At 67.1% G+C, this 23182-nt stretch carries 21 protein-coding genes; 3 read left to right on the top strand and 18 right to left on the bottom strand.

Annotation, left to right across the window (positions count from 1 at the left end; translation table 11 throughout):
- Window positions 1-4: 4 nt before the first annotated feature.
- Entirely contained in the window at window positions 5-1897 is a 1893-nt protein-coding gene (locus tag WS78_RS07515; protein ID WP_059574537.1) for a S53 family peptidase, read from the bottom strand.
- Window positions 1894-2154 (bottom strand): hypothetical protein, encoded by a 261-nt coding sequence (locus WS78_RS35660; protein ID WP_145986752.1) that lies wholly within the window; start codon window positions 2152-2154, stop codon window positions 1894-1896. The genes WS78_RS07515 and WS78_RS35660 overlap by 4 nt, the downstream gene beginning before the upstream one ends.
- A 248-nt stretch (window positions 2155-2402) precedes the next feature.
- On the opposite strand from WS78_RS35660, the gene ppsR reads away from it, so the two are divergent.
- Window positions 2403-3221, top strand: a complete 819-nt coding sequence (ppsR, locus tag WS78_RS07510; RefSeq protein WP_038745021.1) for a posphoenolpyruvate synthetase regulatory kinase/phosphorylase PpsR — start codon at window positions 2403-2405, stop codon at window positions 3219-3221.
- Window positions 3222-3462: 241 nt separating this feature from the next.
- On the opposite strand, the gene WS78_RS07505 is transcribed toward ppsR, so the two are convergent.
- The 16 genes from WS78_RS07505 to rpsB all read right to left on the bottom strand — a co-directional run bounded on the left by WS78_RS07505 (window position 3463) and on the right by rpsB (window position 19187).
- Window positions 3463-4251 carry a TrmH family RNA methyltransferase gene (locus tag WS78_RS07505; protein ID WP_038745019.1) on the bottom strand — a complete coding sequence of 263 codons (789 nt, stop codon included), beginning with the start codon at window positions 4249-4251 and terminating at the stop codon, window positions 3463-3465.
- Window positions 4248-4892 carry a ribonuclease HII gene (gene rnhB / locus WS78_RS07500; RefSeq protein WP_059574535.1) on the bottom strand — a complete coding sequence of 215 codons (645 nt, stop codon included), beginning with the start codon at window positions 4890-4892 and terminating at the stop codon, window positions 4248-4250. The genes WS78_RS07505 and rnhB overlap by 4 nt, the downstream gene beginning before the upstream one ends.
- A complete protein-coding gene (gene lpxB / locus WS78_RS07495; RefSeq protein WP_059574533.1) occupies window positions 4892-6058 on the bottom strand; it encodes a lipid-A-disaccharide synthase in 1167 nt (388 codons plus the stop codon). Before lpxB ends, rnhB begins: the two co-directional genes overlap by 1 nt.
- A 3-nt stretch (window positions 6059-6061) precedes the next feature.
- Window positions 6062-6850, bottom strand: coding sequence for an acyl-ACP--UDP-N-acetylglucosamine O-acyltransferase (lpxA, locus tag WS78_RS07490; RefSeq protein WP_059574531.1), 789 nt, complete (start codon window positions 6848-6850; stop codon window positions 6062-6064).
- Between the two features lie 55 nt (window positions 6851-6905).
- Window positions 6906-7373, bottom strand: a complete 468-nt coding sequence (gene fabZ, locus WS78_RS07485; protein ID WP_038745009.1) for a 3-hydroxyacyl-ACP dehydratase FabZ — start codon at window positions 7371-7373, stop codon at window positions 6906-6908.
- A 151-nt stretch (window positions 7374-7524) separates the two neighbouring features.
- A complete protein-coding gene (gene lpxD / locus WS78_RS07480; RefSeq protein WP_059574530.1) occupies window positions 7525-8610 on the bottom strand; it encodes a UDP-3-O-(3-hydroxymyristoyl)glucosamine N-acyltransferase in 1086 nt (361 codons plus the stop codon).
- Between the two features lie 16 nt (window positions 8611-8626).
- On the bottom strand, window positions 8627-9130 hold the full coding sequence (locus WS78_RS07475; RefSeq protein ID WP_038745004.1) for an OmpH family outer membrane protein: 504 nt from the start codon (window positions 9128-9130) through the stop codon (window positions 8627-8629).
- Window positions 9131-9197: 67 nt separating this feature from the next.
- A complete protein-coding gene (gene bamA / locus WS78_RS07470) occupies window positions 9198-11507 on the bottom strand; it encodes an outer membrane protein assembly factor BamA (protein ID WP_059574528.1) in 2310 nt (769 codons plus the stop codon).
- Between the two features lie 64 nt (window positions 11508-11571).
- Window positions 11572-12963 carry an RIP metalloprotease RseP gene (gene rseP, locus WS78_RS07465; RefSeq protein ID WP_038745002.1) on the bottom strand — a complete coding sequence of 464 codons (1392 nt, stop codon included), beginning with the start codon at window positions 12961-12963 and terminating at the stop codon, window positions 11572-11574.
- Window positions 12964-12980: 17 nt separating this feature from the next.
- Complete coding sequence (locus WS78_RS07460) at window positions 12981-14177, bottom strand: 1-deoxy-D-xylulose-5-phosphate reductoisomerase (RefSeq protein ID WP_059574526.1); 1197 nt, start codon at window positions 14175-14177, stop codon at window positions 12981-12983.
- Window positions 14178-14191: 14 nt separating this feature from the next.
- Window positions 14192-15013 carry a phosphatidate cytidylyltransferase gene (locus WS78_RS07455; RefSeq protein WP_059574524.1) on the bottom strand — a complete coding sequence of 274 codons (822 nt, stop codon included), beginning with the start codon at window positions 15011-15013 and terminating at the stop codon, window positions 14192-14194.
- On the bottom strand, window positions 15007-15789 hold the full coding sequence (locus WS78_RS07450; protein ID WP_038744996.1) for an isoprenyl transferase: 783 nt from the start codon (window positions 15787-15789) through the stop codon (window positions 15007-15009). The genes WS78_RS07455 and WS78_RS07450 overlap by 7 nt, the downstream gene beginning before the upstream one ends.
- Window positions 15790-15836: 47 nt before the next feature.
- A complete protein-coding gene (gene frr / locus WS78_RS07445) occupies window positions 15837-16397 on the bottom strand; it encodes a ribosome recycling factor (RefSeq protein WP_038744994.1) in 561 nt (186 codons plus the stop codon).
- 90 nt (window positions 16398-16487) lie between these two features.
- Window positions 16488-17201, bottom strand: a complete 714-nt coding sequence (pyrH, locus tag WS78_RS07440; RefSeq protein WP_004193606.1) for a UMP kinase — start codon at window positions 17199-17201, stop codon at window positions 16488-16490.
- Between the two features lie 178 nt (window positions 17202-17379).
- Window positions 17380-18261 carry a translation elongation factor Ts gene (gene tsf / locus WS78_RS07435; protein WP_038744992.1) on the bottom strand — a complete coding sequence of 294 codons (882 nt, stop codon included), beginning with the start codon at window positions 18259-18261 and terminating at the stop codon, window positions 17380-17382.
- Window positions 18262-18443: 182 nt separating this feature from the next.
- Window positions 18444-19187 (bottom strand): 30S ribosomal protein S2, encoded by a 744-nt coding sequence (rpsB, locus tag WS78_RS07430; RefSeq protein WP_038744989.1) that lies wholly within the window; start codon window positions 19185-19187, stop codon window positions 18444-18446.
- A gap of 458 nt (window positions 19188-19645) precedes the next feature.
- On the opposite strand from rpsB, the gene map reads away from it, so the two are divergent.
- Together map and WS78_RS07420 are read left to right on the top strand one after the other, a co-directional pair.
- Entirely contained in the window at window positions 19646-20461 is an 816-nt protein-coding gene (gene map, locus WS78_RS07425) for a type I methionyl aminopeptidase (protein WP_059574522.1), read from the top strand.
- Window positions 20462-20601: 140 nt separating this feature from the next.
- On the top strand, window positions 20602-23178 hold the full coding sequence (locus tag WS78_RS07420; RefSeq protein WP_038744984.1) for a [protein-PII] uridylyltransferase: 2577 nt from the start codon (window positions 20602-20604) through the stop codon (window positions 23176-23178).
- The last annotated feature ends 4 nt before the right edge of the window (window positions 23179-23182 follow it).

Genomic DNA, 23182 nt, shown 5'->3' with positions numbered 1-23182 from the left:
GGCCCTATCGCGCGAAATCCGCCGTCTTCTTGACGAATGCGGCGAGGTTCCCGATGTCGAAGCTGCCGAAGCCCGTCACCGGGTCCCAGCCGGTGCCCGCCTTGTAGCCGTAGCCGCCCGAGCCGTTGTTGCCGGACGTCACGTCGTGCACCAGCGTGCCGTTGGACGGAACGTAGCGATAAAGGCTCGCGAGCGGAAAGCCGAGCCGGTTGCCATTGTCGGATTGCAAGCGCGCCCAGATCCCCGTGAAGATCGGCGCGGCGAGGCTCGTGCCGCCCCACTGCTCGATCTGCCCGTTCACGTAGACGTGCGCGCCGCTGCGGCCGTCCGCCTCGAACGCGACGTCCGGCACCGCGCGCGTCCTCGCCGACGTGCCGAGCACGCTGCGCTGCCACGCCGGCACCGCTTCGTTCTTGCTGTAGCCGCCGCCCGTCGCCCACAGGCGCTGCGTCGAATCGTAACTGCCGTACGGATCGTACACGCCGATCGGCTGCAGCCCCTCGTTCCACGCGGCTTCACCGGCGTAGGCGCCCGTCGACTTGTCGGTCGACAGCGTCGTGCCGCCGACCGCGACGACGTACGGCGACGTCGCGGGCTCGCTCACCGAATAGTTCGATCGCGCCGGCACGCCCTGCCCGCCGGAAACGCGGCTCACGCTGCACTCGTACGCGCCGGCGTCGCCCGCCGCGACGGCGAAGGTCTGCCCCTGCGCGACCGCGCTCTTGAAGATCCGGTCGTCGGCCGCCTGCGTGCCGGCGGCGCGCGCATCCGCCTCGCACACGCCGAGCGACACGTTGATGACCTTCGCGACGTTGTCGATGACGGCCCGGTTATATGCTTCGGTGATGTCGGTCAGCAACATCGACGGCGCCGCGTAGAACACGATCCCCTTCACCTGCCCGCCCGCCGCGCCGACGATCGCCTGGCTGTCCATGTCCCACTCGCTCAGGCCCGAGTTGTCGCTGTAGTCGCTGCCGGGCGGCCCGGTGCGCGTGACGCTCGCGGCCACGCGCGCGAGCCCCGCTTTCGCCGCGAAGGTGCCGAGATCCCGCAGCACGGGCGCCGCGTCGCCCGCCATGATGACGCCGACCGTCGTCTGCGACGCCGTCGGCGTCGAGCCCGCGCGGTAGATTTGCGAGAATTCGAGCGGATCGTGGCCCGTCAGCACCGGCGTGCCGCTCGCGGCCGCGTTCGCGGTCGCGTCGCTCGCGCGCGCCGCAAGCGACGCCTTCGCGCCGCCGACGGCGCCCGTCACGGCCGCCCGGCGGTTGTACGTGTGAGCGAGCGTCGCGCTGTCGAGCCCGAGCACCGCGCCGACGATGCTGCCGAGCGCGGCCGGCGCCTGCGCCGTGTCCTGGTTCGCGTGCACGCGCCGACCTTCGAGCGTGAAGCTCTTCAACCGCGTGTTGAACGCCGTCTTGACCGCGGCCGCGGTGCCCGTCGCCGAGATCAGCAGCCGGTTCGGCGACACCTGGATGTCGCGAAATCCGGACCGGCGCAGATGCGCTTCGACGAGCGCGACCTGCTGTTGCGTCGGCGCGTACTGCGCGGCGAATTCGGCGGGCGTCAGATGCCGGCCGTACGCGGCGTTGCCGGGCGTATGCAGATCGCGCAGAAAGCGATCGAGCCTCGCTTCGTCGTTGAGATTGAGACTGACGACCACCCGCACCGGCTCGCCGGGCGCCGCGTCGATCGCCTTGCCGGCCGCAAACGTCGCCGCCGACGCCTGCTGCGGGAATGCCGGATACGCGCGGGTCTGCGTATCGACCCACGCCGGCGCGGCGGCGTGCGCCGTCAGCGTGGTCGCGGCGCAAAACGTCGCCGCGCAAATCACACGCTTCGCTTGCGAAGCGCGAGGGTTGGCCCATTTTCTTGACGTCATTTCGTCGTTCCTCATTTGGTTTGAATAAAGTCGAAACTCAAACAAATCGAACCGCCGAACTGCTCGAGTACCACTGCCCCACGACTGCTGTCCGCACGCATGCGCCGCCGCTCCTCCGGCCTCGCCCGCGATGCGGCAATGAACGAATGCCGCCGCCCGTCCACGCCAAGGGCCGATCGGCAATCAGTAGGATTCCGAATCAACCAAGGCAACTCGACAAACTGATTTGCGCGGCGAAAACATTCATTCGGCGACATGATACGGCTCGCCATTGCCACCTTTCGAACAGCATTACGAAATATTACAGATCATTCCGATGAATGCACGCATCGACTATTGCTCAATACGCAAATGCTTATCGTCGAATCCGGATTGATCGTTCGTCATATCGTCGAGCGGCGCGACGCTCGGGCGCCGCCGGCGACGCTTCGCCGTCGCCCGGACCGCGCGCCCGCGCCTGCTAGAATGACCGCTTCCCGGCCGCGCGCGGCCGCCACGCACACGCTCGACGCTCCGATTCATGCTTCCAACCGTATTCATCGTCTCCGACGGCACCGGGATCACCGCCGAAACCTTCGCGCATTCGATCCTGTCCCAGTTCGACCAGAAGTTCCGGCTCGTGCGCGTGCCGTTCATCGATTCGCTCGAGAAGGCGTACGGCACCGTCCAGAAAATCAACGACACCGCGCAGCACGACGGCCGCCGGCCGATCGTGTTCACGACGCTCGTCGACGGCGAATCGAACGAGATCGTCAAGCGCTCGAACGCGCTCGTGCTCGACATGTTCCAGCGCTTCGTCGAGCCGCTCGAACAGGAGCTGCAGCTGAAGTCGAGCCATGCGATGGGCCGCGTTCACCAGAACGCGGACACCGATGAATACAAGACGCGGATCGAAGCGATCAACTTCTCGCTCGCGCACGACGACGGCCAGTCCAACCGCAATCTCGCCGACGCGGACGTGATCCTGATCGGCGTGTCGCGCAGCGGCAAGACGCCGACCAGCCTCTATCTCGCGATGCAGTACGGCGTGAAGGCGGCGAACTATCCGCTGATCCCGGAAGACTTCGAGCGCGGCAAGCTGCCGACGCCGCTCCACCCGCACCGCGACAAGCTGTTCGGATTGTCGATCGACCCGATGCGCCTCTCCGAAATCCGCAACGAGCGCCGCCCCGGCAGCAAGTACGCCGCGCCGGAGAACTGCCGCTACGAAATCAACGAGGCGGAAGCGATGATGCGGCGCGAAGGGGTCAAATGGCTGTCGTCGACGCACAAGTCGATCGAGGAGATCGCGACGACGATCCTGCAGGAAATCAAGCTCGAGGAACGGCAATCGTATTGATGCAGGCCCGCGACGGCGGCGATGCAAGCGCCGCTCGCGCGCCGCGGCGCTTGCGCCCCCCCAACGCCGCTGCATCCGGCATGCGCGGCGACGCGCGTCGCCCGCGGCATCATTGATCGGCATCGCGATGCCGGCCGCCGACATCGCGAGCATCGCGTTTCAGGCCGTGCGCCGCGCAAGCGCACTCACCGCGCCTAGCGCGCCAATCGCGTAACAGAAGAGAGAAGGAAACGCGCGTGCGTCACACGCCGCGCGCGCGTTGCTGCCGACACTGCTCAAAAAGACAAATCGCCGCCGCAGCAGCCACGTTCAACGATTCCATCCCGCCCGGCTGCGGAATCGTCACGCGATGCGTCGCCGCGTCGCGCCAGCGTGCGGATACGCCCGCCCCCTCGTTGCCGAACACCCACACGACCGGCCCGGACAAATCGCAGTCGTAGATCGCGCGCGCGCCGTGCGAATCGGTCAGCGCGACCGGGGCCGCGAGCCGCTCGATCAGCGTGTCGGCGGCGACGTCCTCGTGGATGTCGAGCAGAAAGTGCGCGCCCATCGCCGAGCGCAGCACCTTCGACGACCACGCATATGCGGTGCCCGGTGTGCAGAACGCCTGCTTCACGCCCGCCGCGGCCGCGCTGCGCAGGATCGAACCGACGTTGCCCGCGTCCTGCACGCCGTCGAGCACGACCGCCGTGTGCGCGACGCGCTCCGGCAGCGCGGGCGCCGGCCGGGCGACGAGCAGCAGCAGACCGACGCCGTGGACGACGTTCGACAGTTGACCGAAGAGCGCATCGGGCAGCGTGACGAGCCGCGCCGGCTCGACGCGCGCGACGATCTCGCGCGCCTCCGCGTGCGCGAACGCGCCGTCGGTGACGACGCACAGCTCCGGCTGCCCGGCCGCATCGAGATAGGCGCTCGCGAGATGGAGCCCCTCGAGCAGCGCCTGGCCGCCGCGGCGCTGCTGATGCGTCGAGCCCGCGAGCGCCTTCAGGCGCTTGTACAGCGGATTGTCGCGGGAAGTGATTGCTTTCATCGAATCAGATCGAACGCCGCGCGCACGGGCGCGAACGAACGGCGGTGATGCTCGCACGGGCCGTGCTCGCGCAGCGCCGCGAGGTGTTTCGGCGTGCCGTAGCCCGCATGAACGTCGAATCCGTACATCGGGAACTGCGCGTGCAGCTCGACGAGCATCCGGTCGCGCGTGACCTTCGCGAGAATCGACGCGGCCGAGATGCTCGCCACGAGCGCGTCGCCGCCGACAATCGCCTCGCTGCGGATCGCAAGCGTCGGACAGCGGTTGCCGTCGATCTTCGCGAGCGTCGGCCGCACCGCGAGCCCTTCGACGGCGCGCTTCATCGCAAGCATCGTCGCGTGCAGTATGTTGAGCGTATCGATTTCCTCGACGCTCGCCGACGCAACGCAGTACGCGAGCGAATGCGCGACGATTTCGTCGAAGAGCCGCTCGCGCTTCTTCGCGGACAGCGCCTTCGAATCGTCGAGCCCCACGATCGGCCGCGCCGGGTCGAGCACGACGGCGGCCGCGACGACGGGCCCGGCGAGCGGGCCGCGCCCTGCTTCGTCGACGCCGCAGACGATCTCGCCCGGCGCATCGAACTCGAGCGCCGGCTGGGCCGCGCCGGCCGCGGCCCCACGGGGTTTGCGAGTCGCGGCCATCAGCGCGGCTTCCTGTCGTCGATCACCCGCGCGACGGCCTCCGCCGCGCGCTGCGCGGTGTTCTGGCGCAGCGCGAGATGCATGTCGGTGAAGATTTCGGTGAGCGCGCGGCGGTTCGCGTCGTCGCGCAACTGCGTGAGCGTCGCGTCGGCAAGCGCGTCGGGCGTCGCGAAGTGTTGCAGCAGCTCGGGCACGACGAAGCGCCCCGCGAGAATGTTCGGCAGCCCGACGTACGGCAGGTAGCCCTGCCGGCGCATGATCTGCCCGGTGAGCCAGGGCACCTTGTACGAGATCACCATCGGCTTCTTGAGGAGCGCCGCCTCGAGCGTCACGGTGCCGCTCTTCACGAGGATCGCGTCGGCCGCCGTCATCGCGACCTGCGCGCGCCCCTCGGTCAACGTGACCGACAGCAACGGATGCGCGTCGACGAGCGGCTGCAGCAGCTCGCGCAGCGCGGGCGTCGCGGCCGGCACGACGAAACGCACGCCGGGCTCGCGCTGCTGCATCAGCTCCATCGCGTCGAAGAACGTCGGGCCGATCAGCTCGATCTCGGAGCGGCGGCTGCCCGGCAGCACCGCGATCACGGGGCCGCTCTCCGGCAGGCCGAGCGCGATCCGCGCGCCGTGCATGTCGGGCTCGAGCGGAATTTCGTCGGCAAGCGGATGGCCGACGAACGTCGCCGCGACGCCCGCCTTCTCGAGCAGTTCGGGCTCGAACGGGAACAGGCACAGCATGTGGTCGACGGCCTTGACGATCTTCTTGATCCGCCCCCCGCGCCACGCCCAGATCGACGGGCAGACGAAGTGGATCGTCGGGATGCCTGCGCCGCGCAGCGCCTGCTCGAGGCCGAAGTTGAAGTCGGGCGCATCGATGCCGATGAACGCGTCGGGCGGCTCGGCGAGCAGTTGACGCTTCAGCTCGCCGCGAATGCGCAGGATTTCGGGAATGTGCTTGAGCGCCTCGACGTAGCCGCGCACCGCGAGCTTTTCCATCGGCCAGTGCGCGTCGAAATCCACGGCGGTCATGCGCGGCCCGCCGATCCCGTAATAGCGGGACGATGCGGGCAGCCGCGCATGCAGCCCGCCGAGGAGCGACGCACCGAGCAGATCGCCCGACGGCTCGCCCGCGACGAGCGCGACGCGCAGCGGTGTGAGTTGGAACGCCATCGTTCAGCGAATGATGCCGCGCTGCGACGTCTCGACGAAGTCGGCTAGCGCCTTGACGGCCGCGTCGCCGTCGCCGCCCGCCTGCGCGAGCTCGCGCAGCTGGACCTTCGCCTCTTCGAGCGACAGGCCGTTCTTGTACAGTATCCGGTACGCGCTGCGCAGCGCGGAGATCGCATCGGGCGAGAAACCGCGGCGGCGCAGCCCCTCGACGTTGATTCCGTGCGGCTCGGCCTTGTTGCCCGCGGCGATGACAAAAGGCGGAATGTCCTGCACGAGCGCCGACGCGCCGCCCAGCATCGAATGCGCGCCGATCCGCACGAACTGGTGGACGCCCGACATCCCCCCGACGATCGCCCAGTCGCCGATCTCGACGTGCCCCGCCATCTGCGCGTTGCTCGACAGGATCACGTGGCTGCCGACGCGGCAGTCGTGGCCGATATGCACGTACGCCATGATCCAGTTGTCGTCGCCGAGCGTCGTGACGCCCGTGTCCTGCACGGTGCCCGTGTGAATCGTCGTGAATTCGCGGATCGTGTTGCGATCGCCGATCACGAGCTTCGTCGGCTCGTCTTTGTACTTCATGTCCTGCGGACGGCCGCCCACCGACGCGTAATGGCCGATGCGATTGTCTTCGCCGATCGTCGTATGGCCTTCGATCACGCTGTGCGAACCGATCGTGGTCCGCGCGCCGATCGTCACGTTCGGACCGACGATCGCATACGGGCCGATCTCGGCCGTCTCGTGGATCTGCGCGCCCGGCTCGATGATCGCCGTGGGGTGAATCCTGCTCATGCGCCGTTGCCTCTCAATGTCTATGTCGCGTTGCGTAGCCTTGCGCGCCGCGCGCTCAGGGCGCCGCGTCGGCCGTCTTGACCGTGCACATCAGCTCGGCTTCCGCCGCGACCTTGCCGTCCACTTCCGCGACGGCCTTGAACTTCCAGATGCCGCGAATGTAGCGCTCGAACGTCACGTTCAGGATCAGCTGGTCGCCCGGCTCGACGACGCGCTTGAAGCGCGCATTATCGATGCCGACGAAGTAGTACAGCGTATTCTCCGGGTCCTTCGGCTGCGCCTCGGCAAACGTGAGGAGCGCGGCCGCCTGCGCGAGCGCCTCGATGATCAGCACGCCCGGCATCACCGGCCGCTTCGGGAAATGGCCTGTGAAGAACGGCTCGTTGACCGTCACGTTCTTCAACGCTTTGATGGACTTGTGCGGCTCGAGTTCGAGCACGCGATCGACGAGCAGAATCGGATAGCGGTGCGGCAGCAGCGTGAGGATCTTATGGATGTCGAAGTTGATTTTTTCAGAGCTCATGATGGTTCGTCTCACGCAATGGTTGGGTTGCGCGGTGATGACTGCAAATGCTGATGCGGGCCGCGTCGGGAAAAACGGCGCTCGGTTCGGTCGGCCGGCGCGCCGGGCAGCCTGCAAGCTGCCCCGTGCGATCCCCGGCCGACGCGTGGGTTCATGCGCCGCCGGCGTCGCCTTCCCGCGCGGCCAGCGCGGTCTCGAGCGCCTTGATCCGGTCGCGCAATTTGTCCAGGTTGCGCACGAGCGCCGCGCTCTTGTTCCAGTCGCCGTGCTCGACGGCCGGAAACGCGCTCGTATAGATGCCCGCCTTCGGCAGCGACTTCGATACGCCGGACTTCGCGGTAACGATCACGCCATCGCCGAGCGTCACGTGGCCCGCGATGCCCACCGCGCCGCCGATCATGCAATGCCTGCCGATCGTCGTGCTGCCCGCGATGCCCGCGCAGCCGGCGATCACCGTGTACGCGCCGATCCGGCAGTTGTGGCCGATCTGCACGAGGTTGTCGATCTTCACGCATTCTTCGATGACGGTGTCCGCCATCGCGCCGCGGTCGATCGTCGTGTTCGCGCCGATCTCGACGTCGGGGCCGACCTTCACGCCGCCGACCTGCGGAATCTTGACCCAGGCGCCCGTACGCGCATCGCCTTCGCCGACGAAATCCGGCGCGAAGCCGAAGCCGTCGGAGCCAATCACGGCGCCCGAATGGACGATCGCGCGCGGCCCGAGCGTGCAGCCGTGATAAATCGCGACGTTCGGATACAGGTGCGAGTCGTCGCCGATCCGCGTGCCGCGCCCGACGAACACGCTCGCATCGAGCTGCACGCGCTCGCCGATCACGGCGCCCGCCTCGACCGTCACGTGCGGGCCGATCACCGCGCTCGCGGCGACCTGCGCGGCGGGATCGATCGTCGCGCTCGGATGCACGCCCGCGGCGCGCTGCGGTGCAGCGAGATCGATGAACATCTGCGCGACGCGCGCGAAGTACGCGTACGGATTCGGCGTGACGATGAAGTTGCGGCCGTTCGCGGCCGCGCCGAGCTTCTCGAGATCGCGCGGCGCGATCAGCACCGCGGCGGCGCCCGTCGTCTCGACTTGCGCGAGATATTTCGGATTCGCGAGGAACGCGAGCTGCTGCGGGCCCGCCTGATCGAGCGGCGCGAGACCGCCGACCTCGCGCCCGCCGTCGCCGACGATCTCGCCGCCGAATCGCGCGACGAGCGCCTCAAGCGTCAATGCCATTCGACGTTCGCTCCGTTCAGTTCGACAGGCTCGAAGGCGACGAGAGCGCCTTCAGCACCTTGTCGGTGATGTCGATGCGCGGGCTCACGTACACCGCTTCCTGCACGATCAGATCGTAGTTCTGCTGCTCGGCGATCTGCTTGATCACCTTGTTCGCCTTGTCGAGCACCGCCGCGAGCTCTTCGTTGCGGCGCTGGTTCAGATCCTCGCGAAACTCGCGCTGCTTGCGCTGGAAATCGGTGTCGAGCTGCGCGAGGTCGCGCTGCTTCTGCGCACGCTCGTTGGCCGACAACGTCGGACCGTTCTTGTCGAGCGCGTCGGACATCGACTTCAGGCGCGCGGCCATGTCCTGCAGATCCTTGTCGCGCTTCGCGAACTCGGCTTCGAGTTTCGTTTGCGCGGCCTTGGCGGGCGCCGACTCGCGCAGGATCCGATCCGAATTGACGGCCGCGATCCGCGCGACGTCCTGCGCGTGCGCGAGCGTCGCGCCGAGCGCGGCGGCAAGCGCCAGCGCGCACATCACTCGTTTCGAAAACTTACCGGTTAGCAAGATTACCCTCTCGATGCTGTAGTCAGTGCCTGATCGATCAGAACGCCGTTCCGATCTGGAACTGGAATTTCTGATACTGATCGCCTTCGTGCTTCTGCAGCGGGAAGCCCAAGCTCAGCTTGAGCGGCCCGATCGGCGAGATCCACGCAAGACCGATACCGTAGCCGTAGCGCAGGCCGTTCGCGCCCGTGCTCGTGCCGCCCGGCGCGTTGCCCCACACGTTGCCGCCGTCGAGGAACGTGAACACGCGCAGCGTGCGGTCGTAGCCCGTGCCCGGCAGCGGGAACGTCAGCTCGATGTTGCCGACGATCATCTTCGAGCCGCCGATCGGATCGTTCGTCTTCGTGTCCCGCGGGCCGAGCGAGCTCGGCTCGTAGCCGCGCACGGAGCCGATACCGCCCGCGTAGTAGTTCTTGAAGATCGGATACGGGTTGCCGATGCCGTTGCCGTAGCCGCCTTGCAGGTTCAGGCCCAGGATGAAGCCGCGCGCGAACGAGTAGTAGTACTGCGCCTGCACGTCCGCCTTGTAGTACTGGATCTTGCCGACCGGCACGCCGTATTCGATGTTCGCCTGCGTGAAGTAGCCGCGGCTCGGGATCAACGCGCTGTCGCGCCCGTCGCGCGACCAAGCGACCGTCAGCGGCACCGTGTTCGACACGCGGCCGAATTGCTGCACGTAGTCCTGATACGACTGCGGCGTATTCGTATCGACATCGAGGCGGTTCTGCTCGAAGCCCGCGCCGAAATAAACCGTATCGGTTTCCGAGAACGGGATGCCGAACTTCAGGTTGCCGCCCGCCGTGATGATCCGGAAGCTCGAGTTCGTCGAGTAATAGAGCGGCTGGTACGTGCGGTAGAACACGTCGGTGATCCGCTTGATGCCGTCGACGGTGAAGTACGGATCGACCTGCGTGACGGTCAGCGTACGGTAGCTCTTCGCGGTGTTCACGTTCACTGCAAGGCTCGTGCCCGAGCCGAACACGTTGTCCTGCGAGATGCCCGCCGACAGCACGACCTTGTCCGTCGACGAGAAGCCCGCGCCCAGCGTGATCGCGCCCGTCGGCTTTTCGGCGACCTTCACGTTCACGTCGACCTGGTCGTTCGTGCCCTCGACGGGAACCGTCGTCACGTCGACGTCGGTGAAGTAGCCGAGACGGTTGACCCGGTCCTTCGACAACGCGAGGCGGCTCGAATCGAACCACGAGCTCTCGAGCTGGCGCATTTCGCGGCGCACCACTTCGTCGCGCGTGCGCGTGTTGCCGACGATGTTGATCCGCCGCACGTACACGCGGCGGCTCGGATCGACGACGAGCGTGAGGCCGACCTTGTGCGACGCCTGGTCGATCTCGGGCTGCGCGTTCACCGTCGCGAACGCATAGCCGTACTGGCCGAGCTTGTCGACGATCGCCTTCGTCGTCTGCTGCAGCTTCTCGGCCGAGAAGCGGTCGCCCGGCTTGATCTTGACCAGCTTCTCGAGCTCCGCCTGGCGATCCAGCAGATTGCCCGCGAGCTTCACGCTCGATACCGTGTACGGCTCGCCTTCGTGCAGCGTCACCGTCAGGTACATGTCCTTCTTGTCGGGCGAGATCGACACCTGGGTCGACTCGATGTTGAACTCGAGATACCCGCGGTTCAGGTAGTACGAGCGCACGTTCTCGAGGTCGCCCGTCAGCTTTTCCTTCGAGTACAGGTCGTTCTTCGTGTACCACGAGAACCAGTTCGGGGTCGACAGCTGCATCTCGTCGCGCAGCGTGCCCGTGCTGAACGTCTTGTTGCCGATGAAATTGATCTGGCGGATCTTCGCGCTCGGGCCCTCGGCGACCGAGAACAGGATCGACACGCGGTTCGCGTCGACGGGCGTGACCGTCGTCGACACTTCCGCCGCGTAGAAGCCGCGCGTCAGGTACTGGCGCTTGAGCTCCTGCTCGGCCTTGTCGACGAGCGACTTGTCGTAATAGCGGCCCTGCGACAGGCCAACCGCCTTCAGCGCCTTGTTCAGGTTGTCCTTGTCGAATTCCTTGATGCCGGTGAAATCGATCGATGCGATCGCCGGACGCTCCTGCACCTGGACGATCACGACGTTGCCCTGCGTCGCGATCCGCACGTCGTTGAAGAAACCCGTCGCGTACAGCGCGCGAATCGCTTCGGATGCCTTGTCGTCGGTGAACGTGTCGCCCTGCTTGATCGGCAGGTACGCGAACACGGAACCCGCCTCGACGCGCTGCAAGCCTTCGATCTTGATGTCCTGCACCACGAAGGGCGCCGTTGCGTGCGCCGCGAGACCATGCGCGGCGAGCGCCGCGGCAGCAACCGTCTTAGGTACGAAGCGATGAGGTTTGAACAACATGCATCCCCAGTGTTTAAGCTTGCATCAGATCAGGCGGCCGCCCTTGCGGCTACCGCCCGACGCGTCAAAAATGGATCAACCGAGCCAGATCGTTGAACAGCGCGATCGCCGACAGCGCGACGATGCAGATCAATCCCGCTCTTTGCAGAATCAGTTGCCAGCGCTCCGATACGGCCTTGCCGGTCGCGGCTTCAACCAGATAATATAACAGATGCCCCCCGTCCAAAACGGGAATCGGCAGCAAGTTCAGCACGCCGAGGCTAATGCTGACAAGGGCGAGGAACGATAGGAACGCCGACCATCCGAGCCGCGCGCTCTTGCCCGCATAGTCCGCGATCGTCACGGGCCCGGACAGATTCTTCAGCGACGCCTCGCCCGTCAGCATCCTGCCGAACATCTTCAGCGAATAAACCGAGATGTCCCACGTGCGCCGCACGCCGAGCTCGATGCTCTCGAGCGCGCCGTAGCGCACGTCGACGGACGGCGTCTGCAGCGCGAGCGCGGCGCCGATGCGGCCCACTTCCTTGCCCGTCTCGTCGTCGCGCTGCGCCTGCGGCACGATCGACACCGTGCGCTCGACGCCCGCGCGCTCGATTCTCAACGAGAGCTTACGGCCCGCGTGCGCCTTCACGTCGTCGATGAAGCGCGTCGAGCCGCCGATGCGCGCGCCGTCGAGCGCGACGAGCTTGTCGCCCGGCCCGAGCCCCGCCTGCTGCGCCGCGCCGCCCGGCAGCACCGACGTCACCGTCAGCGACCCGCCGCCCGGCTCGAAGCCGAGACGCGTCATGAACTCGTCGTCGACGTCGCGCTCGGTGACGCCGTGCAGATCGACGCGGAAATCGTACGTCGTGCCGTCGGCGCGATTGCGCGCGCCGAGCACGACGTCCTTGCGGTCGAACGCCGCGCCAAGCAGCTTCCAGCGCAGGTCGGACCACGAGCGCACCGGCTCGGCCTCGCCGCCCCGCGCGTCGCCCGCGCGCGCGTCGCGAATCGACACGATCGTCTCGCCGCCGTCGAAACCTGCAACCGCGGCGGGCGTGCCGGCCGCGGGCGGTGCGACGATCGCCGCGGGCTCGGTCACGCCCGTCGCGAACACGAACGAAAAGAGCGCAATCGCAAGCAGGAAATTCGCGATCGGGCCGGCCGCGACGATCGCGATGCGCTTGCCGACCGGCTGCCGGTTGAACGCGCGCGGCAATTCGTCCGCGCGGATGCCTTCGCCCGGATCGCGCTCGTCGAGCATCTTCACGTAGCCGCCGAGCGGCAGCGCGGACAGCGTCCATTCGGTGCCCGTCGTCTTGCTGACCCAGCGCGCGACCGGCGCGCCGAAGCCGATCGAGAAGCGCAGCACCTTGACGCCGCACCAGCGAGCGACGCGGTAATGCCCGTACTCATGCACGACGACCAGCACGCCGATCGCCACCGCAAACGCGATCAGTTCGACCAGCACGTTCATGAGCGTATCGACTCCATTCAGGCGGCCCGCTCGACGCCGGGCGCGGGCAGTTTGTCGATGAACGCGGCTGCCGCGCGACGCGCGTCGGCGTCGGCGCCGATCACATCGTCGAGGCCGCTCGGCGTGCGGTTGGCAAGCCCGTTCAGCACCACCTCGACCGTCTGCGCGATCGCGGTGAAGCGAATGCGCCGCGACAAAAACGCGTCGACCGCGATCTCGTTCGCCGCATTGAGCGCCGTGCTCGCAATGCCGCCCGCCTCGAGCGCCTGGATCGACAGCGCGAGGCACGGGAAGCGCGCGTAGTCGGGCTTCTCGAACGTGAGCGTCGCGATCTGCGCGAGATCGAGCGGCGCGACGCCCGCGTCGACGCGCTCGGGAAACGCGAGCGCGTGCGCGATCGGCGTGCGCATGTCGGGATTGCCGAGCTGCGCGAGCACCGAGCCGTCGCGATACGACACGAGCGAATGGATCACGCTCTGCGGATGGATCAGCACGTCGATCCGCTCGCTCTGCAGGCCGAACAGCCAATGCGCCTCGATCACCTCGAGGCCCTTGTTCATCATCGTCGCCGAGTCGACCGAGATCTTGCGGCCCATCACCCAGTTCGGGTGCTTGCACGCCTCGTCGGGCGTCACGTCGGCGAGCGTCGCGGGCTCGCGCGTGCGGAACGGGCCGCCCGACGCGGTCACGATGATCTTCGCGATCCCGCCGCGCTCGGCCGCGTCGCGCGGCATGCACTGGAAGATCGCGTTGTGCTCGCTGTCGACGGGCAAGAGGATCGCGCCATGGTCGCGCACCGCGTCCATGAAGATCGCGCCCGACATCACGAGCGATTCCTTGTTCGCGAGCAGCACGCGCTTGCCCGCGCGCGCGGCGGCGAGGCTCGGCGCGAGCCCCGCCGCGCCGACGATCGCCGCGACGACGGTGTCGCAGCCGTCGCTCTTCGACACGTCGACGAGCGCCTGCGGGCCGTGCGCGACCTGAGTCTTGCTGCCCGCGGCGCGCAATTGCGCGTCGACCCGCGCGGCGGTTTCGGCGTCGCCGACCACCGCGACGTCGGGCGAAAAGCGCAGGCACTGGGCGACGAGCTTGTCTCCGTTGCGGTGGGCAGTGAGCGCGTGAACCGCGAAGCGCTCCGGATGACGCGCGACGACGTCGAGCGTGCTGTCTCCGATCGAGCCCGTCGAACCGAGCAATGTCAGACGTTTATGCATAGTAGAGTCTAGTTTTAACCGAGCAGCAGCATGGCGAGCGGCAGCACGGGCAGCAGCGCGTCGACGCGGTCGAGCACGCCGCCGTGGCCCGGCAGCAGCCCGCTTGAATCCTTCACGCCCGCCTGGCGCTTCAGGAGCGACTCGAACAGGTCGCCGACGATGCTGAACGCGACGAGAACCGTCAACGCCGCGAACCCACCCGCCGCGCCGTAATGCGCGACGAACGCCGAATAAAGGGTCGGCTCGAACGCGTGCGCCGCGACGGCCGCACCGGCGACTGCCATCACCGCGAGCCACCCGCCCGCCGCGCCTTCCCAGGTCTTGCCCGGGCTCACGGACGGCGCGAGCTTGCGCTTGCCGAATCTCTTGCCGGCAAAGTATGCGCCGATATCGGCGAGCCACACCACCAGCAACAGCGACAATACGAAGGGTACGCCTTGTGCGCGCGCCGCGACGAGCGCATGCCAGCACGCGGCAAAGACGACGAGGCCCGCCGCGAGCAGAAACGGCTTCCACGCGCGCCCGGCGAGCGCCGGCTTGCGCCAGAGCGCGTACGGGCCGGCCAGCAGCCAGAACACGCCCGCCGCCTCGAAGAGCGGCCGCGCGGCCTGCGCGCCGATGCCGAGCCGCGTGCTCGCGGCGAGCGCGAGCGCCGCGACGGCCGCGTAGGCAACGGGGCCGACGCCGCCCAGCTTCAGTAGCCGCCCCCATTCCCACGCGGCGAACACGAGCACGAGCGCGATCAGCGCGCCGAACGCGGAAAGCGGCGCGAACAGCGTCACGGGCAGCAGCACTGCCAGCAGCACGACCGCCGTGATGACACGGGTCTTCAGCATGAAAGGGAGTCGGCGTCCTGAGCCTGGGGTTCGAGCTGCGCGCTCGTGCGGCCGAAGCGGCGTTCGCGGTGCGTGTACGACGCGAGCGCCTCGGTAAGCGCGTCCGCGTCGAAATCCGGCCAGAATTTGTCGGTGAAGTAGAACTCGGTGTACGCGAGCTGCCAGAGCAGGAAATTGCTGATCCGCTGCTCGCCGCCCGTGCGGATGAAGAGATCGGGCTCCGGCGCGTAGGACATCGCCAGATGGCGGGCGAACGCGTCCTCGTCGATCTCGACCGCGCGCCCTTCGCGCGCCGCCTCGTCGACGAGCTTCTGCGTCGCCTGCAGGATGTCCCAACGACCGCCGTAGTTCGCGGCGATCGTGAGCGTGAGGCGCGTGTTGCGGGCGGTTTTCGTTTCCGCGCGGCGGATGAGCGCCTGGATGCGCGGCTCGAACTTCGTCAGGTCGCCGACGACGCGCAGCCGGATGCCGTTCGCGTGCAGCTTGCCGACCTCGCGCTCGAGCGCGGTGATGAACAGGCGCATCAGGAACGACACCTCGTCGTTCGGCCGGCGCCAGTTCTCCGAGCTGAACGCGAAGAGCGTCAGGTATTCGACGCCCATGCGCGCGCATCCCTCGACGACGGAGCGCACCGCGTCGACGCCGCGCGTGTGTCCCGCGACGCGCGGCAGGCGGCGCTCGGTCGCCCACCGGCCGTTGCCGTCCATGATGATCGCGATGTGACGCGGCACGGCGGCGACGTCAGGCACGCGAACGGTAGAGCTGGTATAAGTCATGGCCGCTGAGACTGTAGCTGCGGGAAAAAGTGCGACGCAACGTGGCGTCAGACCGTCATGATCTCCGCTTCCTTGCTTTGGACGAGCTTGTCGATCTCCGCGACGTGCTTGTCGGTCAGCTTCTGCACGTCGTCGCTCGCGCGGCGCTCGTCGTCCTCGGAGATTTCCTTGTCCTTGACGAGTTTCTTCAACTGCTCGTTCGCGTCGCGGCGCAGGTTGCGCACGGCCACCTTCGCCGTTTCGCCCTCGCTCTTGACGACCTTCGTCAGTTCGCGGCGGCGCTCTTCGGTGAGCGCCGGCATCGGCACGCGGATCAAGTCGCCCGCCGTCGCCGGGTTCAGGCCCAGATCGGCCTCGCGGATCGCCTTCTCGACCTTCGCGACCATGTTCTTTTCCCACGGCTGCACGCCGATCGTGCGCGCGTCGACGAGCGTCAGGTTCGCGACCTGCGAGATCGGCACCATCGAACCGTAGTAGTCGACCTGCACGTGATCCAGCAGACCGGTGTGCGCACGGCCCGTGCGGATCTTCGCCAGATCGTTCTTGAACGCTTCGATCGAGCGCTGCATCTTCTGCTCGACGCCCTTCTTGATATCAGCGACACTCATTTCAACCTCCGAACCTTCCGAACTTCAAAACGATGCGGGCAATGGCCATAGGCGGCGCACGGCGCCGCCGCCTCCCGCATCGGCGAGAGTTTACACGTGGACGAGCGTGCCCTCGTCCTCACCTTGCACGATACGTTTGAGCGCACCCGGCTTGTTGATCGAAAACACGCGGATCGGCAGCTTCTGGTCGCGGCAAAGCGCGAACGCCGTCGCGTCCATCACCTGCAGGTTGCGGCCGATCGCCTCGTCGAAACTGATCGACGAGTAGCGCGTGGCGGACGGGTCCTTCTTCGGATCGGCCGAATAAACGCCGTCGACCTTCGTCGCCTTCAGCACCACTTCGGCGCCGACTTCCGAGCCGCGCAGCGCGGCCGCGGTGTCCGTCGTGAAGAACGGGTTGCCCGTGCCCGCCGCGAAGATCACCACCTTGCCCTCCTCGAGCTGACGGATCGCGCGCGGGCGGATGTACGGCTCGACCACCTGGTCCATCCGCAGCGCCGACTGCACGCGCGCCTCGATGCCCGCGTGGCGCATCGCATCCTGCAGCGCGAGCGCGTTCATCATCGTCGCGAGCATCCCCATGTAGTCGGCCGTCGCGCGGTCCATGCCGGCCGCGCCTCCCGCGACGCCGCGGAAGATGTTGCCGCCGCCGATCACGACCGCGAGCTGCGTGCCGAGACGCACGACTTCCGCGATGTCGGCAACCATCCGCTCGATCGTCGCGCGATTGATGCCGAAGGCATCGTCGCCCATCAGAGCTTCGCCGGAAAGTTTGAGGAGGACGCGTTTATAGGCATTGGGCATAGGGACTTCCGAGCGACGAGAGGATGACAAGCACGAACTGTAGGGGCGAAATGCTGATTCGAGCAAGCGCCGCCGGGCCGGGCTGGCTGAAAGCCCCGTCCGGCGCCGCTGCCGGCCGCGGCGGAACGGTCGTCCGCCGCGGGTCAAGCGTACTGCTGGTTACCGCTTTTACGACTGGTTACTGCTGCTTCGCGGCGGCGACCTGCGCGGCCACTTCCGCCGCGAAGTCGTCCTGACGCTTCTCGATGCCTTCGCCGACGACGAACAGGGCGAACTTCTGCACCGCCGCGCTCGCGGCCTTGAGCATCTGCTCGATCGTCTGCTTGTCGTTCTTCACGAACGGCTGGTTCAAGAGCGACACTTCCTTCAGGAACTTCTGGACGCTGCCGTCGACCATCTTCGCGACGATTTCGGCCGGCTTGCCCGATTCCGCGGCCTTCTGCTCGGCGACGCGGCGCTCCTTCTCGATCAGGTCCGCCGGCACTTCGTCCGCCGACAGCGAGACCGGCTTCATCGCCGCGACGTGCATCGCGACGTCCTTGCCGACCTGCTCTTCGGCGCCCGTGTACTCGACGATCACGCCGATGCGGCTGCCGTGCAGGTACGTCGCGAGCTTGTTCGACGTCTCGAAACGGACGAAACGGCGGATCGAGATGTTCTCGCCGATCTTGCCGACGAGCGCGAGTCGCACTTCGTCGACCGTCTTGCCGTCGAGCGCCAGCGCCGACAGCGCGGCGACGTCGGCCGGGTTCTGCGTCGCGACGAGTTCCGCGACCTGCTTCGAGAACGCGAGGAAGTCGTCGTTCTTCGCGACGAAGTCGGTTTCGCAGTTCAGCTCGACGAGCGCGCCCGCGTTGCCGCCGACGAACGATGCGACGACACCTTCCGCCGTCACGCGCGACGCCGCCTTGCTCGCCTTGTTGCCGAGCTTCACGCGCAGCAGCTCTTCGGCCTTGGCCATGTCGCCGTCGGCTTCCGTCAGCGCCTTCTTGCACTCCATCATCGGTGCGTCGGTCTTCGCGCGCAGTTCTGCCACCATGCTTGCGGTAATTGCCGCCATCATTCGCTCCTTGAGTCTGTATTCACAACGCCGCCCGCGCTTCGACGCAAGCGGCAGGCATTCGTTTCCGGGCATCCGCGCATTTTTTGCGGTGCATCGCCCCGGATCGGCCGCCCGAAAAAAAGCGGCTTAAAAAAAGGGGGCCTGTTGAGAGCCCCCTTTTTGCGCCGGCTCGGGGCCGGTTACGCGTTTTCCTCGACGTACTCGTCGTCGCCGCCGCGCACCGCCTGGACCACTTCGTTGACCGCATTCGCACGGCCTTCCAGGATCGCGTCAGCCACGCCTTCCGCGTACAGCGCGACTGCCTTGCTCGAGTCGTCGTTGCCCGGGATCACGTAGTCCACGCCTTCCGGCGAGTGGTTCGTGTCGACCACGGCGATGACCGGCACGCCCAGCTTGTTCGCTTCGGTGACGGCGATCTTGTGGTAGCCGACGTCGACGACGAAGATCGCGTCCGGAATGCCGCCCATGTCCTTCACGCCGCCGATCGACTTCTGCAGCTTCGCGATTTCACGTTCGAACAGCAGCGCTTCCTTCTTGCTCATCTTTTCGAGCTCGCCCGCCTCGACCGCCGCCTCCATGTCCTTCAGGCGCTTGATCGACACCTTCAGCGTCTTGAAGTTGGTCATCATGCCGCCGAGCCAGCGTGCGTTCACGTACGGCATGCCGGCGCGCTGCGCTTCCTGGGCGATCGTGTCGCGCGACTGGCGCTTCGTGCCGACGAAGAGGATCGTGCCCCGATTCGCCGCCAGCTGACGCACGTACTTCTGTGCATCCGAGAACATCGGCAGCGTCTTTTCGAGGTTGATGATGTGAATCTTGTTGCGGTGACCGAAAATGAAGGGAGCCATCTTCGGGTTCCAGAAGCGCGTTTGGTGACCGAAATGGACACCCGCCTCCAGCATTTGGCGCATCGTAACTGCCATGTAAATTCTCCACGAGGGTTTGGGTCTTAAGCCGGCTGCCGTATCATGGCGCGACGGCGGACACTGCTCCGCTCCTCGCGCCGCGACACCCTGGGTGCGCCGGCTTGCGATTCGGCGCGCGCTCTTCGAAAACCCACCTTGAAAACCGTTCGAAAGCTTCGCGCCCAGCCTTCGCCGCCACCGCCGCGCCCGAACGGAAAACTCGAACGTTCCCGAGCAAGGCAAAAATAGCGATTCCAGCGTCGACTTAGCCAATAAGTATAGCACGCGAGCGCTACGGCTCTCAAGTCGCCCTCCGCTTTCGCCGCGCCGGCTTCATGCGAGCGCCTCCGCCGGACGGCCCGCGCGTGACTCGCGCGAACGCGCCCGGTTTCGCGCCGCGGCCGCCCGCGAAAGGCTGCGACGGCGGGAATAAGGTGCGATAATTGCGCAATTCACCGCATTTCAGGCATCGACCCATGGCCATTACGCTCAAAAACGAACACGACATCGCCCAGATGCGCATCGCCTGCCGTCTCGCGAGCGAAGTGCTCGACTACATCACGCCGTTCGTCGTCGCGGGCGTGACGACGGGCGAACTCGATCGCCTTTGCCACGAGTACATGGTCAACGTGCAGGGCACCGTGCCCGCGCCGCTCAACTACCAGCCGCCCGGCTACCCGCCGTTCCCGAAGGCGATCTGCACGTCGGTCAACGACGTGATCTGCCACGGCATTCCGGGCGACAAGACGCTCAAGAACGGCGACGCGCTCAACATCGACATCACCGTCATCAAGAACGGCTATTTCGGCGACACGAGCCGGATGTTCATCCTCGGCGAAGGCTCGATTCTCGCGAAGCGCCTCGTGCAAACCACCTACGAATGCATGTGGCTCGGCATCGACCAGGTGAAGCCCGGCGCGCATCTCGGCGACATCGGCCACGCGATCCAGAAGCACGCGGAAGCGCAGGGCTACAGCGTCGTGCGCGAATACTGCGGCCACGGCATCGGCACGGTGTTCCACGAGGACCCGCAGGTCGTCCACTACGGGCGGCCCGGCACCGGCATCGAGCTGAAGCCCGGCATGATCTTCACGATCGAGCCGATGATCAACGCCGGCAAGCGCGACATCCGCACGATGCCCGACCAGTGGACCGTCAAGACCCGCGACCGCAGCCTGTCCGCGCAGTGGGAGCACACGATCCTCGTCACGGAAACGGGCCACGAGGTGCTCACGGTATCGGCCGGCACGCCGGCGCGCCCGACGTTCGCCGCGCCGGCGACGGCGGCCTGAGCGCGTTGCCGCGCGCCTCATCCGCGTTGCCGTTCGCTTTGCCCGTTTCGCTTGTTTCGCTCGTTTGTTTGCCCGTTTAGCCAGGTAGCCGCTCGCGTCGTCGCGCGCGGCCGTTCAACCGCCCAATCCGATTGCCGCCCATGAGCGCATCCGTCGCCGCGCCGCCCTCCGCGCTGTCGCGCAAAGCCGAATTCAAGGCCGCGAAAGCCGAACTGCTCGCGCGCTTCAAGACCGCGGCCAACGTCACGCCGCTGATGCACGCGCTGTCGCGCGCGACCGACGACGCGCTGCGCCGCCTGTGGCACGAATGCGGGCTGCCCGCGACGCTCGCGCTCGTCGCGGTCGGCGGCTACGGGCGCGGCGAGCTGTCGCCGCATTCGGACGTCGACATCCTCGTCCTCTTGCCCGACTCGCACGCGAGCGAGCTCGACGAGCGGATCGAGCGCTTCATCGGGATGGCATGGGATCTCGGGCTCGAGATCGGCAGCAGCGTGCGCACGGTCGGCCAATGCATCGAGGAGGCCTCGCAGGACGTCACCGTGCAGACGTCGCTGCTCGAGGCCCGCCGCATCGTCGGCAGCACGGCGCTCTTCGAGCGCTTCATGCTGCACTACCGCGAGGCGCTCGACGCGCGCGCGTTCTTCCAGGCGAAGGTGCTCGAGATGCGCCAGCGCCATGCGAAGTTCCAGGACACGCCGTACAGCCTCGAGCCGAACGTGAAGGAAAGCCCGGGCGGCCTGCGCGATCTGCAGACGATTCTCTGGATCGCGCGCGCGGCGGGCTTCGGCAGCAGCTGGCGCGAACTCGACACGCGCGGGCTCATCACCGATCGCGAGGCGCGCGAGCTGCGCCGCAACGAAAATTTCCTGAAGACGCTGCGCGCGCGGCTGCACGTGATCGCCGGGCGGCGGCAGGACATCCTCGTGTTCGATCTGCAGACGCAGGCGGCCGAGAGCTTCGGCTACGAGCCGACGCCCGCGAAGCGCGCGAGCGAGCAGTTGATGCGGCGCTACTACTGGGCCGCGAAGGCGGTCACGCAGCTCGCGACGATCCTGATCCAGAACATCGAGGCGCAGCTCTTCCCGGCGACGAGCGGCGTCACCCGCGTGCTGTCGCCGGGGCGCTTCGTCGAGAAGCAGGGGATGCTCGAGATCGCCGCGGACGACGTGTTCGAGCGCCACCCGGACGCGATCCTCGAAGCGTTCCTGCTGTACGAGGCGACGCGCGGCGTGAAGGGGCTGTCCGCGCGCACGCTGCGCGCGCTCTACAACTCGCGCGACGTGATGAACAACGCGTGGCGGCGCGATCCGCGCAACCGGCGCGCGTTCATGCAGATCCTGCAACAGCCGGAGGGCATCACGCACGCGTTCCGGCTGATGAACCAGACGAGCGTGCTCGGCCGCTATCTGCTGAACTTCCGGCGAATCGTCGGCCAGATGCAGCACGACCTGTACCACGTGTACACGGTCGACCAGCACATCCTGATGGTGCTGCGCAACATCCGCCGCTTCGCGGTCGCCGAGCACGCGCACGAATACCCGTTCTGCAGCCAGCTCATCGTCAACTTCGAGCGGCCGTGGGTGCTGTACGTCGCCGCCCTCTTCCACGACATCGCGAAGGGCCGCGGCGGCGACCACTCGACGCTCGGGATGGCCGACGCGCGGCGCTTCTGCCGCGAGCACGGCATCGAGGGCGACGACGCGGCGCTCGTGGTCTGGCTCGTCCAGCATCACCTGACGATGAGCCAGGTCGCGCAAAAGCAGGACACGAGCGATCCGGAGGTGATCAAGCGCTTCGCGGATCTCGTCGGCAGCGAGCGGCGGCTCACGGCGCTCTACCTGCTCACCGTCGCCGACATCCGCGGCACGAGCCCGAAAGTGTGGAACACATGGAAAGGCAAGCTGCTCGAGGATCTCTATCGCGCGGCGCTCGCCGTGCTGGGCGGCGCGCAGCCTGACGCGCATTCGGAGCTGAAGACGCGGCAGGAAGAGGCGCTCGCGCTGCTGCGTCTCGAGACCGTGCCGCCCGACGCGCACCGCGCGCTGTGGGATCAGCTCGACGTCGGTTACTTCCTGCGCCACGACGCGGCCGACATCGCGTGGCAGACCCGCATGCTGTACCGGCACGTCGAGGCCGACACGGCGATCGTCCGCGCGCGGCCGTCGCCCGTCGGCGACGCGCTGCAGGTGCTCGTCTACGTGAAGGACCGCTCGGACCTGTTCGCCGGCATCTGCGCGTACTTCGACCGCAACGGGCTGTCGGTGCTCGACGCGCGCGTGAACACGACGCGCCACGGCTATGCGCTCGACAACTTCATCGTCACGCAAACCGAGCGCGACGTGCAGTACCGCGACATCGCGAATCTCGTCGAGCAGCAGCTCGCCGCGCGCCTCGCCGAATCCGCGCCGCTGCCCGAGCCGTCGAAGGGGCGGCTGTCGCGGCTGTCGCGCACGTTCCCGATCACGCCGCGCGTCGACCTGCGGGCCGACGAGCGCGGTCAGTACTACATTCTGTCCGTGTCGGCCAACGACCGGCCGGGCCTTCTTTATTCGATCGCGCGCGTGCTGGCCGAGCACCGGGTCGGCGTCCACGCGGCGCGGATCAATACGCTCGGCGAACGCGTCGAGGACGTCTTCATGCTCGACGGCACCGGCTTGTCCGACAGCCGTCTGCAGATCCAAGTCGAAACCGAGTTGCTGCGCGCGATCGCAGTGTGAGTAT

Origin of the sequence: Burkholderia savannae, from assembly GCF_001524445.2 — a bacterium.
Taxonomy (GTDB): Bacteria; Pseudomonadota; Gammaproteobacteria; order Burkholderiales; family Burkholderiaceae; genus Burkholderia; species Burkholderia savannae.
This window is presented reverse-complemented; position numbering and strand designations above follow the sequence as displayed.

What these genes read in the sequence shown, in the direction of transcription:
- tsf (WP_038744992.1), bottom strand. Translation starts at nt 18,261, where the DNA reads ATGGCGGCAATTACCGCAAGCATGGTGGCAGAACTGCGCGCGAAGACC.
- rseP (WP_038745002.1), bottom strand. Translation starts at nt 12,963, where the DNA reads ATGAACGTGCTGGTCGAACTGATCGCGTTTGCGGTGGCGATCGGCGTG.
- WS78_RS07515 (WP_059574537.1), bottom strand. Translation starts at nt 1,897, where the DNA reads ATGAGGAACGACGAAATGACGTCAAGAAAATGGGCCAACCCTCGCGCT.
- rnhB (WP_059574535.1), bottom strand. Translation starts at nt 4,892, where the DNA reads ATGGCCGCGACTCGCAAACCCCGTGGGGCCGCGGCCGGCGCGGCCCAG.
- lpxD (WP_059574530.1), bottom strand. Translation starts at nt 8,610, where the DNA reads ATGGCATTGACGCTTGAGGCGCTCGTCGCGCGATTCGGCGGCGAGATC.
- WS78_RS07450 (WP_038744996.1), bottom strand. Translation starts at nt 15,789, where the DNA reads ATGACTTATACCAGCTCTACCGTTCGCGTGCCTGACGTCGCCGCCGTG.
- lpxA (WP_059574531.1), bottom strand. Translation starts at nt 6,850, where the DNA reads ATGAGCAGGATTCACCCCACGGCGATCATCGAGCCGGGCGCGCAGATC.
- WS78_RS07460 (WP_059574526.1), bottom strand. Translation starts at nt 14,177, where the DNA reads ATGCATAAACGTCTGACATTGCTCGGTTCGACGGGCTCGATCGGAGAC.
- WS78_RS07475 (WP_038745004.1), bottom strand. Translation starts at nt 9,130, where the DNA reads ATGTGCGCGCTGGCGCTTGCCGCCGCGCTCGGCGCGACGCTCGCGCAC.
- ppsR (WP_038745021.1), top strand. Translation starts at nt 2,403, where the DNA reads ATGCTTCCAACCGTATTCATCGTCTCCGACGGCACCGGGATCACCGCC.
- pyrH (WP_004193606.1), bottom strand. Translation starts at nt 17,201, where the DNA reads ATGCCCAATGCCTATAAACGCGTCCTCCTCAAACTTTCCGGCGAAGCT.
- bamA (WP_059574528.1), bottom strand. Translation starts at nt 11,507, where the DNA reads ATGTTGTTCAAACCTCATCGCTTCGTACCTAAGACGGTTGCTGCCGCG.
- WS78_RS07420 (WP_038744984.1), top strand. Translation starts at nt 20,602, where the DNA reads ATGAGCGCATCCGTCGCCGCGCCGCCCTCCGCGCTGTCGCGCAAAGCC.
- rpsB (WP_038744989.1), bottom strand. Translation starts at nt 19,187, where the DNA reads ATGGCAGTTACGATGCGCCAAATGCTGGAGGCGGGTGTCCATTTCGGT.
- map (WP_059574522.1), top strand. Translation starts at nt 19,646, where the DNA reads ATGGCCATTACGCTCAAAAACGAACACGACATCGCCCAGATGCGCATC.
- fabZ (WP_038745009.1), bottom strand. Translation starts at nt 7,373, where the DNA reads ATGAGCTCTGAAAAAATCAACTTCGACATCCATAAGATCCTCACGCTG.
- WS78_RS07505 (WP_038745019.1), bottom strand. Translation starts at nt 4,251, where the DNA reads ATGAAAGCAATCACTTCCCGCGACAATCCGCTGTACAAGCGCCTGAAG.
- frr (WP_038744994.1), bottom strand. Translation starts at nt 16,397, where the DNA reads ATGAGTGTCGCTGATATCAAGAAGGGCGTCGAGCAGAAGATGCAGCGC.
- WS78_RS07455 (WP_059574524.1), bottom strand. Translation starts at nt 15,013, where the DNA reads ATGCTGAAGACCCGTGTCATCACGGCGGTCGTGCTGCTGGCAGTGCTG.
- WS78_RS35660 (WP_145986752.1), bottom strand. Translation starts at nt 2,154, where the DNA reads ATGGCGAGCCGTATCATGTCGCCGAATGAATGTTTTCGCCGCGCAAAT.
- lpxB (WP_059574533.1), bottom strand. Translation starts at nt 6,058, where the DNA reads ATGGCGTTCCAACTCACACCGCTGCGCGTCGCGCTCGTCGCGGGCGAG.